Source organism: Aeromonas sp. s6, assembly GCF_040907815.1.
In the GTDB taxonomy this organism is placed as follows: domain Bacteria; phylum Pseudomonadota; class Gammaproteobacteria; order Enterobacterales; family Aeromonadaceae; genus Aeromonas; species Aeromonas caviae.
The window spans coordinates 111,524-122,675 of record NZ_JBFOCN010000123.1 but is presented as its reverse complement, the minus strand read 5'-3'; the positions used below and the strand labels follow the sequence as shown (position 1 = coordinate 122,675).

12 protein-coding genes are annotated in these 11,152 nt (G+C 64.3%); 7 read left to right on the top strand and 5 right to left on the bottom strand.

The genetic code is table 11. The annotated features are described in order from the left end of the window. A partial coding sequence (locus tag AB5Y50_RS21265; RefSeq protein WP_368162502.1) for an IS4 family transposase occupies positions 1-494 on the top strand: 494 nt, incomplete at its 5' end. A 21-nt stretch (positions 495-515) separates the two neighbouring features. Beyond that, the gene (locus AB5Y50_RS21260) at positions 516-995 is read left to right on the top strand and encodes a hypothetical protein (protein ID WP_368163233.1); all 480 of its coding nucleotides are present in this window, start codon (positions 516-518) and stop codon (positions 993-995) included. Between the two features lie 8 nt (positions 996-1,003). Here the strand turns inward: AB5Y50_RS21260 and AB5Y50_RS21255 are convergent, their stop codons facing one another. Continuing rightward, positions 1,004-1,879 (bottom strand): LysR family transcriptional regulator, encoded by an 876-nt coding sequence (locus tag AB5Y50_RS21255; RefSeq protein WP_167826123.1) that lies wholly within the window; start codon positions 1,877-1,879, stop codon positions 1,004-1,006. Positions 1,880-2,007: 128 nt separating this feature from the next. Between AB5Y50_RS21255 and AB5Y50_RS21250 the strand changes: the two genes are divergently transcribed. Further along, positions 2,008-2,409: a CidA/LrgA family protein gene (locus tag AB5Y50_RS21250; RefSeq protein ID WP_039040574.1), complete on the top strand. Its 402-nt coding sequence runs from the start codon at positions 2,008-2,010 to the stop codon at positions 2,407-2,409. After that, positions 2,402-3,091 carry an LrgB family protein gene (locus tag AB5Y50_RS21245; RefSeq protein WP_010675703.1) on the top strand — a complete coding sequence of 230 codons (690 nt, stop codon included), beginning with the start codon at positions 2,402-2,404 and terminating at the stop codon, positions 3,089-3,091. The genes AB5Y50_RS21250 and AB5Y50_RS21245 overlap by 8 nt, the downstream gene beginning before the upstream one ends. Before the next feature lie 67 nt (positions 3,092-3,158). Here AB5Y50_RS21245 and AB5Y50_RS21240 read toward each other — a convergent pair whose 3' ends face one another. Continuing rightward, on the bottom strand, positions 3,159-5,612 hold the full coding sequence (locus tag AB5Y50_RS21240) for a bifunctional aspartate kinase/homoserine dehydrogenase II (RefSeq protein WP_319882946.1): 2,454 nt from the start codon (positions 5,610-5,612) through the stop codon (positions 3,159-3,161). Further along, positions 5,612-6,790 carry a cystathionine gamma-synthase gene (gene metB / locus AB5Y50_RS21235; RefSeq protein WP_010675705.1) on the bottom strand — a complete coding sequence of 393 codons (1,179 nt, stop codon included), beginning with the start codon at positions 6,788-6,790 and terminating at the stop codon, positions 5,612-5,614. The genes AB5Y50_RS21240 and metB overlap by 1 nt, the downstream gene beginning before the upstream one ends. 221 nt (positions 6,791-7,011) lie before the next feature. Here metB and metJ point away from each other — a divergent pair, with 221 nt between their 5' ends. From metJ to AB5Y50_RS21220, 3 genes are all read left to right on the top strand, one after another. Then, on the top strand, positions 7,012-7,335 hold the full coding sequence (gene metJ / locus AB5Y50_RS21230) for a met regulon transcriptional regulator MetJ (RefSeq protein ID WP_005327165.1): 324 nt from the start codon (positions 7,012-7,014) through the stop codon (positions 7,333-7,335). 35 nt (positions 7,336-7,370) lie between these two features. Further along, positions 7,371-8,129: an AraC family transcriptional regulator gene (locus AB5Y50_RS21225; protein ID WP_103261946.1), complete on the top strand. Its 759-nt coding sequence runs from the start codon at positions 7,371-7,373 to the stop codon at positions 8,127-8,129. Positions 8,130-8,213: 84 nt separating this feature from the next. After that, on the top strand, positions 8,214-8,552 hold the full coding sequence (locus tag AB5Y50_RS21220) for a tRNA-binding protein (protein ID WP_103261510.1): 339 nt from the start codon (positions 8,214-8,216) through the stop codon (positions 8,550-8,552). Between the two features lie 82 nt (positions 8,553-8,634). On the opposite strand, the gene AB5Y50_RS21215 is transcribed toward AB5Y50_RS21220, so the two are convergent. After that, complete coding sequence (locus AB5Y50_RS21215) at positions 8,635-9,903, bottom strand: aromatic amino acid transport family protein (RefSeq protein WP_103261511.1); 1,269 nt, start codon at positions 9,901-9,903, stop codon at positions 8,635-8,637. Positions 9,904-10,314: 411 nt separating this feature from the next. Next, complete coding sequence (cysQ, locus tag AB5Y50_RS21210) at positions 10,315-11,127, bottom strand: 3'(2'),5'-bisphosphate nucleotidase CysQ (protein ID WP_010675709.1); 813 nt, start codon at positions 11,125-11,127, stop codon at positions 10,315-10,317. Between the last annotated feature and the right edge of the window lie 25 nt (positions 11,128-11,152).

The window sequence follows — 11,152 nt, the reverse complement described above, 5'->3', positions numbered from 1 at the left end:
TGCGCGTCATCGACATTTATACCCATCGCTGGCGGATCGAGGAGTTCCATAAGGCATGGAAAACCGGAGCAGGAGCCGAGAGGCAACGCATGGAGGAGCCGGATAATCTGGAGCGCATGGTCTCGATCCTCTCGTTTGTTGCAGTCAGGCTGTTACAGCTCAGAGAAAGCTTCACCCTGCCGCAAGCGCTCAGGGCACAAGGGCTGCTAAAAGAAGCGGAGCACGTAGAAAGCCAGTCCGCAGAAACGGTGCTGACCCCGGATGAATGTCAGCTACTGGGCTATCTGGACAAGGGAAAACGCAAGCGCAAAGAGCGCGCCGGGAGCTTGCAGTGGGCCTACATGGCGATAGCCAGACTGGGGGGCTTTATGGACAGCAAGCGAACCGGAATTGCCAGCTGGGGCGCCCTCTGGGAAGGCTGGGAAGCCCTGCAAAGTAAACTGGATGGCTTTCTTGCCGCCAAGGATTTGATGGCACAGGGGATCAAGATCTGATCAAGAGACAGGGTCTATCCCATGCGACAGGGGGCACCTGATCCCGCCAAGCGCCTGCTCACCGAGAGCTACAGCCTCTACCAGCCAAAAGGCGGACAGGTTCGCTGGGATGGCCGGCAGCTCGTCGCCCCTGGCGTCATTGCGGCGCAGTCCGGTTTCTCCATCGTCGCCCAGCTGCAGGAGAGCGGTGTCAGGGTGGATGACTCCAGCAGGGAACCACTGATCCTGCTCAAGAAGGTCGCGATGCAGCGCGCCGTTGCCGCCGCCCTGCAAACCGGGGTCGCAGAACGGACCCTGGCCGCCCACCCGCAGTTGCAGGCCACACTCGAGCGGATCACCCCTCCCCTGGTCGAAAAACCCTACTACCTCATCTTCTCCCACCCCTTCCATCAAGCCCACCCCGATCTCAGCCAACAGGTGTGGGACGAGATTGAGGAGGTGCGACACTCCGCAGCCTATGCCCGCTTCGTCACAGGCATGGCGTCACCGGGGACCCCCTGACCCGCTCTTCAGCCCTGTTCGCGGCACAGGGCAAGCCAGGCCTCGGCGGTGCGGGAGAGGTAGCGATCCCCTGGCCAGATCACCCCGAGCCGCCAGCTCAGCGCCGGGGCCAGAGGGCGCAACACCAGGCCGTCCGGCGTCAGCCGCCGGCAGATGGGCTCCGGCAGGAAAGCGACCCCCATGCCGCTTCGCACCATGGCGGTGAGGAAGTCCCACTGGCTGCTGCGGGCCGCCACCTGAGGCACGAACCCGGCTTGCTCGCAGGCCTGCTCCAGCCGCTCGCTCAGGGTGAAGGCCTGGGTATAGAGCAGGAAGGGTTCGTCCCGCAGAGCCTCCAGCCGGATCTCGCCCCCCTCGCGCCAGCGGGGCAGGTCCGGTAGCACCACCCGGATGGGGTAACTGTCCAGCTCCAGGGCGCAGAGAGCCCCCTCTTCCCTGGTCGGCAGCATGGTGATGGCGAGATCCAGCTCCCCCGCCAGCACCGCCTGCTCGATGCGCCGCCCGCCATATTCGACGATGGAGAGCTCCACACCGGGGTAGCGGCTGCGATAGGTACGGATGAGATCCGCATAGACATGGCCCACCATGGGCGGGATGCCGAGGGCAAGACGCCCGGATTGCAGGCTCTGCAGATCCGCCAGCTCCGCCTCCAGCTGCTGCATCTCCGCCAGGATGGTCTGGGCCCGATTGAACAGCACCTGGCCGCTGTCGGTCAGGGTGAAGCGGCGGCCAACCCGGCTCAGCAGGGGCTGGCCCAACTCCTCTTCCATGTTGCGGATCATTTTGCTGATGGTGGGCTGGGTGACGAACAGCTTTTCGGAGGCGCGGGTGAAGCTCTGCTCCCGCACCAGCTCGACGAAGTAACGCAGGGCTCGAATATCCATGGTGCTCTCTTGACGGGGATGGCTGGCTAAATCATGCCTCTTTGGCATGATTTTGATAATTTAAATTCATTTTTTGCAGGTTTGCTCCCTCTCTATACTGTGAGCAGATTCACAGAAAGACGCTTGCCATGAAAACCCTCTGCCTTCGCTGGTTGCAAACCCCCTTCCAAATCGCCCTGCTGGCGGCCATCTGGTTGCTGGCCGACATCGCAGTGCGCACCTTGCACCTGCCCCTGCCCGCCAACCTCACCGGCATGTTGCTGCTGCTGGTCTGCATCCTGCTCGGAGTGGTCAAGGCCCAGTGGTTCAGTGCCGGGGCCCGCTGGCTGCTGGCGGAGATGCTGCTCTTCTTCGTCCCCGCCGTGGTGGCCGTGGTCAACTATCAGGAGCTGCTGCTGCAGGAGGGGTGGCGCATCATGGTGGTCCTGATCGTCAGCACCGTGCTGGTGCTCGGCACCACGGCGCTGGTGGTGGACAGGGTCTATCGCCTCGAGCTGAAGCTGGCCCGCCGGAGTCGCCGCCATGTCTGACACCCTGCTCGGCCTGCTCTGCTTCGCCCTGACCCTGCTCTTCTACTACGCCAGCAAGTGGCTCTATGGCAAAAAGCGCATCCTGCCCCTGATGCCGCTGCTGCTCGCCCCCACCCTGCTGGTGGCCGTGGTGATGCTGTTCCACATTCCCTACCGGGACTACATGGCCGAATCCCACTGGCTGCTCTGGCTGCTGGGCCCTGCCACCGTCGCCTTCGCGGTGCCCGTCTACGAGAATCGCCAGCTGATGCGCCGCCACTGGCTCTCCCTCTCGGTCGGGGTCGTGGCGTCCGTGGTGATGGCGGTGGGCAGCACAGTGCTGCTGGCCCGCTGGCTCAACCTCTCCGAGCTGTTGCAACGCAGCATGGCCATGAGATCCATCACCACCCCCTTCGCGGTGGAGGCGACCCGTTCCGTGGGTGGCAACGCCGATCTCACCGCCCTGTTCGTGGTGCTGACCGGCGTCATCGGCATGGCGGTGGGAGAAAGCGTGCTCACCGTGCTCGCCATCCGCAGCCGCCTTGGCAAGGGCGCGGGCTTTGGTGCCTCGGCCCACGGGGCCGGGACAGCCAGGGCCTATCAGATGGGCAACGAGGAGGGGGTGGTCTCCAGCATGGTGATGATGATCGCCGGCATGGCCACCGTGCTGCTCGCCCCCCTCCTGGGCCGGCTGTTCTGGTAACTCCGCTACCCGATAACAGAAGAGGCGCCCTGGGGCGCCTCTTCTCATTGCATCGTGTCACGCAGCCTCAGAGGCTGGCGCAGATCTGCCAGAGATCGTACTGGATGGCGGCGGCCGTCACTTCCCGGCCCGCTCCCGGCCCCTGGATCACCAGGGGGTTGGTGCGATAGCTGTCGCTCTCGATGGCGAACACGTTGTCGCAGGGCAAGAGGTTGGCAAACGGGTGATGGGGCTCCAGCGCCTCCAGCCCGACGCGGGCCTTGCCGTCGTGCTCGAAGCGGGCGACATAACGCAGCACCTTGCCGACCCGGCGCGCCCCCTCGAAGGCGGTCTGGATAGGGTCATCCAGCTCCTTGAGCCTGTCCATGAACTGATCGGCGGTCACCTTGCGCAGCGTGACAGGCACCAGATTCTCCAGCTCGATGTCGGCGGAGTCGAGCTCGAAGCCCGCCTCCCGCGCCAGGATGAGCAGCTTGCGGCGCACATCCTGACCGGAGAGATCCTCCCGGGGATCCGGCTCGGTCAGGCCGTGTTGCCACGCCTCGTCCACCAGTTCGGAGAAGGGGCGAGTGCCGTCATACTGCTGGAACAGCCAGGAGAGGGTGCCGGAGAAGATGCCGGAGACCCCCTGGATGCGGTCACCGCTCTGACGCAGCATCTGGATGCTGGACTGGATGGGCAGCCCGGCCCCCACGGTGGCGTTGTAGCGCCACTGCACCTGATGGTCGCGGCAGGTCTGCTTGATGCGCTGGTAAAACTCGCTGTCGGCGGCACCGGCAAACTTGTTGGCGGCGATGATGTGGATGCCGAGCTGGGCAAAGTCCGGGTAGTAGCGGCTCACCGTCTCGCTGGCGGTCATGTCGAGCGCGATCAGGGAGTCAAAACTGTGCTGCTCCAGCTGGGAGAGCAGCTCCGGCCAGATGAGCGGCTTGGGATGGAAGTTGTCCTGTACCTTGAGGGGATCCAGCCCCTCTTCGTCCAACAGCCCGCCCTTGGAGTCGAAGACCCCGTAGAGGGTGAGCGCCAGATTGAGCTCATGCTCGAGGCGCGCCTTCTCGCGGGCATAGAGCCCCAGCCAGTGACCGCCGATGTTGCCTTTGCCGAACACCACCAGCCCGACCCGGGTCGGGCGGCTGAACAGGGCACTGTGCAGAGCGATGAGCAGCGGCTCCAGCACGATCTGGCGCAGCACGGCCACCAGGCTCAGGCCGTCTTTGGCCACCTGCACGAACTCCAGAGGCTGATCCGCCAGCAGCTGGTAGAAACGGTGGCACTGCTCGGCATTGTCGGTGACGCCGGCCCCCACCAGGGCGACCAGGCTGAACCCCTCCTTCTGGATGAGGCCGGTAAAGTTGCCCTGCAACTGGAAGTCACGGAGCACCTCGAAGGCTCCCTCCGCCACTTCGAGGGTGTAGGCGAGGCGCAGCACCCGGCGATCCGGCTGGCGCTGCAGGGTGAGCGGATGGAGGCGATGGCGGGCCAGATGGGCCTCGATGGCCGCCACTGTCTGCTCAAAGTCCGTCTGCGGCAACACCTTGAGCTCGATGAGAGCGATCTGATCCACCGAGGAGACGATGCGGGCACCGCCGGAGCGGGGCGCACGGCGCAGGATGTGGGTACAGCCTTCGTCCGGATTGTAGCTGCAGCGCAGAGTGAGGCGCTGGCGGCTGTCGGCCACCGGCTGCAGGGTACGCGAATGCAGCACCGAGGAGCCCAGGCGCGCCAGCTCGTTGGCCTCGGCCAGACTCAGGCGCTCCAGCAGACGAGCCTCTTTCACCCGGCGCGGGTCGGCACTGTAGACCCCGGCCACGTCGCTCCAGATGGTGGTCGACTCCCCGTCCGCCAGCGCCGCCAGGAGGCTGGCACTGTAGTCGGAGCCGTTGCGCCCCAGCAGCAGGGAACGCCCCTCCATGTCGGCGGCGATGAAGCCGGTCACCACGATGCGACCGGCGTGCTCGGCCAGGCGGGCCTTGAGCAGCTCGCTGGAGAGGGCGGTATCCACCTTGATGAGGGCGCCGTCTTCTGCGCGCAGGAAACTGCGAGCATCGAGCCAGGCGGCCACCTCACCCCGGCTGGTGAGCAGGGCAGCCAGCAGGCGGGCGGACCACACCTCGCCAAAGGCGAGCAGGCCGTTGCGCTCGAAGCGGTCAAACTGCCCCTCCAGGGTCTTGGCAATCAGCTGCATGTCGTCCGTCAGTTGCTGGCTCAGATCGAGGTGAAGTTCCCCTTCCAGCAGGCCGTCGATCAGGCTCTGCTGATAGGCGTGCAGGGCGGTGATGGCTTCGCCTGCGGCCTCATCCCCCGCTTCCGCCAGCTCCACCAGCTGGATCAGCCGGTTGGTGGTCTTGCCTGCGGCGGAGACCACCACCAGCTCGTTGCCCCCCACCTGTTGCTCGACGATGCTGGCGACCCGGCGATAACAGACCGGATCCGCCAGGCTGCTGCCGCCGAACTTGTGTACATGGCGCCGCTTGAAGACTGCCTCTGTTGCCACCACACACTCTCCTTGTTGTTGTTCCATTACTTCACCTGCTCTGCCTGTTGTGCCAACTGCGCCTGTTCAAACCCCTGGGCCAGATCGGCCACCAGATCCTCACCGTGTTCGATCCCCACCGACAGGCGCAGCAACTGGGCACTGATACCCGCCGCCTGCTGGGCCGCAGGGGTCATGGCCCTGTGGGTCATGCTGGCCGGATGGGCCACCAGACTCTCCACACCGCCGAGGGACTCCGCCACCGAGAAGAGGCGCAGCCCCGCGAGGAAGGCGCGCAGCCCCGTCTCGTTGCAATCGAGCTCAAAACTTAGCATGGCGCCAAAGCCGGACTGTTGACGGCGCGCAATGTCATGGCCCGGATGGCTCGGCAGGCTGGGGTGATAGATCCGCTTGACCAGCGGCTGCTGCTGCAAGAAGGCGAGGATGCGATCCGTGTTCTCCTGATGGGTGCGCAGGCGCGGAGCCAGGGTGCGCAGGCCCCGCAGGGTGAGGTAGGAGTCAAAGGCACCGGAGGTGAGCCCCAGGCAGTTGGCCCACCACACCAGGGAGTCGGCCAGAGCCTGATCCTTGGCGATCGCCACACCCCCTACCACGTCGGAGTGGCCGTTGATGTACTTGGTGGTGGAGTGGACCACCACATCGGCACCAAGGGCCAGAGGCTGTTGCAGCAAGGGGGAGAGGAAGGTGTTGTCCACCACCACCTGGGCCCCCACCCCGTGGGAGGCCTCGGCGATGGCGGCGATGTCCACCACCCGCAGCAGCGGGTTGGAGGGGGTCTCCACCCACACCAGTGCGGGTTTCTGGGCCAGCGCGGCGGCCAGCGCCACCTCGTCTCCCTGATCCACGAACTGCACCTGGTAGTGGCCCTTGGCCGCCAGATACTCGAACAGGCGCCAGGTGCCGCCGTAGCAGTCGTGGGGGGCGATCAGCAGATCCCCCGCCTTGAGCAGAGCCGTGGTCACCAGGTGAACGGCCCCCATGCCGGTGCCGGTCACCACGGCGCCGGCTCCCCCTTCCAGGGCCGCCAGGGCGTCCGCCAGATTGGTGCGGGTCGGGTTGCCGGAACGGGCATAGTCGTATTGACGGGGCTCGCCAAAGTCGGCAAAGGTGTAGTTGCTGGAGAGGTAGATGGGGGGCACCACGGCACCGTGCTGCGTGTCTGTCTCAATCCCGGTGCGTACCGCCAGGGTGGCCTTGTGGGTCATGTCACTCTCCTTGATGGGTTGCCGGAGCCGGTCCGCCTCGTGTCGTCCAGCCCCGCTCTCATTTTCGCTGGCCGGACTGCCGGCCCATGGTGCACCACACTACGCCACCTTAAAAAAGCCGTCAACACTTCTAGACGTCTAAATGGCTTTGCTGTTGGATTGCCATTGAATTCCTTAAGGGTTAAAATCCGCGCTCACGGCCAAACGACTACAGGTGGAACATGGGTACAGAGTGGAACGGCGACTACGTCAGCCCCTATGCAGAGCACGGCAAGAAGAGCGAACAGGTCAAGAAGATAACCGTCTCGATCCCGCTCAAGGTGCTGAAGGTGTTGACCGATGAGCGCACCCGTCGCCAGGTGAACAACCTGCGTCATGCGACCAACAGCGAGCTGCTCTGCGAAGCCTTCCTGCACGCCTTCACCGGCCAGCCGCTGCCCTGTGACGACGACCTGCGCAAGGATCATCCGGACAGCGTCCCCGCCGAGGCCCGCGCCATCATGGAAGCCCTTGGCAAAGAGATCGAAGACTTCGACGCCGAGTAATGCGGCTGCCCATGGCAAACGATGCATCCCTTTCAATGACGCGGCCCGGTGCCGCGTCATGCTTATCTGCCACCTCCCCCTTCAGCCTGCGTCACTACCAGAGCGACATACAGAGCCACAGTCATGACCACGCCCAGCTGGTGATCCCCCTCGTCGGCCCCCTCGAGATCGAGGTGCAGGGCCGGGGATGTCGCCTCGCCCCCGGTTTTGCCTGCATCATCGCCCCTGGCCTTCGCCACGACTACGCCGCCGACCCGGCGCACGTGTTTCTGGTGCAGGAGAGCCACTGGCTGCCGGCAGCCCTGGGGGACCACCCCTTCGTCGAGCTGGATGAGGCTCAGCGCCACTACCTCGCCTTCCTGCACCGCATGGTGGCCGAGGGGCGCTACGTGGCCGGCATGGATCAGGTGTGGCTCGGGCTGCTGACCGAGGGACGCGGCATGGGCCCCGCCGTCGCTCCCCGCATAGCCCCTCGTATCGCCAAGGTGCAGCGTCATATGGAAGCCCACCTCGCAGACCCCCTCACCAACGAGGAACTCGCCGCCATCGCCTGCCTCGGCCTGAGCCAGTTCAAACACGCCTTTCGCCAGCAGGTGGGCACGAGCGTCTCCCACTACCTCAGGATGCGGCGCATGGCGCTGGCCCGCACCCTGCTGGCCCAGACCGCCCTGCCCATAGGCGAGGTGGCCAGCCGCTGCGGCTACCAGAACCAGGGGGCCTTTGCCGAGCGCTTTCTGGCCGAGACCGGACTGACTCCTTCCCTCTGGCGCCAGCAAAACGGCCGCCTGCCGTAATCGGTCGGCTCTTTGCCGAAGACAATCCCCGGGCATTCGAGGCATGCTGAGGCTCATGCAAGGTATGAGCAACGAGGAGCCAAGATGCAGACCATAAGCTGGCAGGATTTCGAGATGGTGGAGCTCAGGGTGGGCACCCTGGTGCGGGTCGAGCCCTTCCCCGAGGCGCGCCGCCCCGCCTACAAGGTGTGGGCGGATTTCGGCCCCGAGATCGGGGTGCGCAAGAGCAGCGCCCAGATCACCGACCTCTATCGACCGGAGGATCTGGTGGGCCGCCAGATCGTCGCCGTGGTGAACTTTCCCCCCAAGCAGATAGGCCCCATCCAGTCGGAGTTTCTGCTGACCGGCTTCTATCGCCCGGATGGCGCCGTGGTGATCGCCATCCCCGAGCAGGCGGTGGAGAATGGCGCCAAGCTGGGGTGAGACACGGCAAGGCAACCAGAAAGCAGAAGCAAGAGAGGCGACCCCCGGGGTCGCCTCTCTTGTTTGATGCTGACGGCCTGGCTTATTTCAGCAGGCTGAACAGCAGGGCCGAAACCGCCAGGGCACCGGTCAGCAGGATGAAGCCGTTGACCCAACGGTGACGGAAACGGGCCAGCGCCTCCACCTTGTAGATGGCCACCACCGGCATGATGAAGAGGATCATGGCGATGACGGGGCCGGAGAGGGTCTCCATCAACCCCAGAATGCCCGGGTTGATGATGGCGGCGCCCCAGATGGCGAAGAACATCAGGGCGATGCCGAGCTTGTCCGCCTTCGCCAGCGGCAGGCCGGTGGGCTTGGCGATCAGGCTTTTCAGGCTCTCGCGGGCACCGAGGAAGTGGCCGAGGAAGGAGGAGCTGATGGCGATGAAGGCGATGAGCGGCCCCAGGGTCACGATCACCGGGTTGTCGGTGATGTTGGCGAGATAGGAGAGCACGGAGACGTTCTGGGCCTTGGCCTCGGCCAGCTGGGCCGGGGAGAGGCTCAGCACGCAGGAGAAGACGAAGAAGAGCACGAAGCCCACCAGCATGACGGTGGTGTTGCGCAGGATCAGGCCGCTCTTGGTTTCGGCCTGCTCCCCGTATTCCCGGCGCTGCACGTTGGCAAAGCCCGAGATGGCGGCGGCGTGGCTGAAGGCGAACACGGTGACCGGCAGCGCCAGCCAGACGGTGTTGAGGAAGCTGGCGCCTTCAAAGGCGGTCACTTCCGGCCACTGCCACTGGGGAATGAGGTAGCAGGAGAGGGCCAGCAGGATCGCAGCCAGCGGGTAGACCATGACGGCGAAGGCCCGCAGCATCGCCTTCTCGCCGGCCAGCATCACGGCGATCATGGCGAACACCAGCACGCCGGAGAGCATCACCCGATCCGGGGAGGCCAGGCCGAGCTGATTGACCATGAAGCTCTCCACCGTGTTGGTCAGCCCGACGCCGTAGATGAGCAGGATCGGGAAGATGGAGAGGAAATAGAGCGCCGAGATGAGGCGCCCGGCCATCTTGCCGAAGTGCTCCTCGGCCACCTCGGTGAAGTCGGCCTGGGGACGCGACGACGAGAGCACGAAACGCGCCAGCCCGCGGTGGGCCAAGAAGGTCATGGGACCGGCCAGCACGGCGACGATGACGAGGGGCCAGATCCCCCCCAGACCCAGGTTGATGGGCAGGAACAGAATGCCGGCGCCGACGGCGGTGCCGAACAGGCTGATGACCCAATGGGTGTCGTGGCGACGCCAGCCGGTGCTGGCCATGGTGGAGGGGGAACCGGACAGCTCCCGTGAGACGTCTGCAGATAAACTCATCGATAAATCACTTCTACGTAGTATTAAAATCTAAAAATATTGTGCTCCTTTAGCATTTAATTCTCAAAAAGGGAGACTGGCAGATCTCACTGGCAAAGCCCTGTTCCACCAGTGAGATTGGGAGGAAATTTCACCCCGGATTATTCAATTAATCCTGACATTAACCAAAAGTTAGGAATATAAAACCAAAATCAAAATCGACGTCGATTTTTTGTTTCGATGAAATGCATGTTTTCAGAATTTACTGAAATTTATGCCAGTGCAGCCAGATTGGATGTGATGATCCACTGCCGTTATCGCCATCACTAGCGAATCTCCCTAAAATCCCCGTAACCAGCCAGTGGATCACACCAATGCAATCAGGCGACCCTATGGTCGCCTGATTGCATTCCCTGCGAGCTGGTCGACCCGTCAGTGGGCCAGAATGCGTCCCCAGGCGAGATCCGGGTCCCCCATCACGATGAAGTCCGGGTTCTCCAGCGACTCAGTCTCGTTGTAGCTCAGCGGTTGCAGCGCCAGGCTGAGGATGCGGCCCCCTGCCGCCTCCACGATGCACTGGGCGGCAGCGGTATCCCACTCCCCGGTGGGGCCCAGGCGCACGTAGCAATCCGCCACGCCTTCCGCTACCAGACAGGACTTGAGGGAGCTGGAGCCGAGCGGGATCAGCTCGTAGTGGATGGCCGGGTTGAGGCGACGGGTCAGGTTCTCCAGTTTCTGGCGGCGGCTGATGGCCACCACCAGGGAGTCAGGCTGATCGTGTTCATGATGGATGGCGCTGATGGGACGGCTCTCGCCGTTCGCCTCCTTGAAGGCGCCGTGACCACGCACCGCCCAGTAGAGCAGATCGGATTCGGGGGCATAGATGACCCCGAGCACCGGGACATTGTCCCGCACCAGGGCGATCAGGGTGGCGAAATCGCCGCTGCCTGCGATGAACTCGCCAGTGCCGTCCAGCGGGTCCACCAGCCAGTACTGGCGCCAGTTCGCACGCTGGCTGAAGGGGATGTCGGCCGCCTCTTCGGTCAGCACGGGGACATGGGGAGTGAGCGCTGCCAGCGCCTGTTTGAGGTAGGCATCGGCAGCAAGATCGGCACTGGTGACCGGGGTCGCATCCTCCTTCAACTGGCGTTCGAACTGACCGCCGCGATAGATCTCGTGAAGGATCCTGCCCGCCTCACGGGCGATCTCCTTGACCTCGGGTATCCAGGCCAACAACTCCTGCATGGTGCTTACCTCTGCCTCTGATTAC

Bases quoted from the DNA above. Each gene is read 5' to 3' on its own strand.
- AB5Y50_RS21260 (WP_368163233.1), top strand. From the start codon at position 516: ATGCGACAGGGGGCACCTGATCCCGCCAAGCGCCTGCTCACCGAGAGC.
- AB5Y50_RS21255 (WP_167826123.1), bottom strand. From the start codon at position 1,879: ATGGATATTCGAGCCCTGCGTTACTTCGTCGAGCTGGTGCGGGAGCAG.
- AB5Y50_RS21250 (WP_039040574.1), top strand. From the start codon at position 2,008: ATGAAAACCCTCTGCCTTCGCTGGTTGCAAACCCCCTTCCAAATCGCC.
- AB5Y50_RS21245 (WP_010675703.1), top strand. From the start codon at position 2,402: ATGTCTGACACCCTGCTCGGCCTGCTCTGCTTCGCCCTGACCCTGCTC.
- AB5Y50_RS21240 (WP_319882946.1), bottom strand. From the start codon at position 5,612: ATGGAACAACAACAAGGAGAGTGTGTGGTGGCAACAGAGGCAGTCTTC.
- metB (WP_010675705.1), bottom strand. From the start codon at position 6,790: ATGACCCACAAGGCCACCCTGGCGGTACGCACCGGGATTGAGACAGAC.
- metJ (WP_005327165.1), top strand. From the start codon at position 7,012: ATGGGTACAGAGTGGAACGGCGACTACGTCAGCCCCTATGCAGAGCAC.
- AB5Y50_RS21225 (WP_103261946.1), top strand. From the start codon at position 7,371: ATGACGCGGCCCGGTGCCGCGTCATGCTTATCTGCCACCTCCCCCTTC.
- AB5Y50_RS21220 (WP_103261510.1), top strand. From the start codon at position 8,214: ATGCAGACCATAAGCTGGCAGGATTTCGAGATGGTGGAGCTCAGGGTG.
- AB5Y50_RS21215 (WP_103261511.1), bottom strand. From the start codon at position 9,903: ATGAGTTTATCTGCAGACGTCTCACGGGAGCTGTCCGGTTCCCCCTCC.
- cysQ (WP_010675709.1), bottom strand. From the start codon at position 11,127: ATGCAGGAGTTGTTGGCCTGGATACCCGAGGTCAAGGAGATCGCCCGT.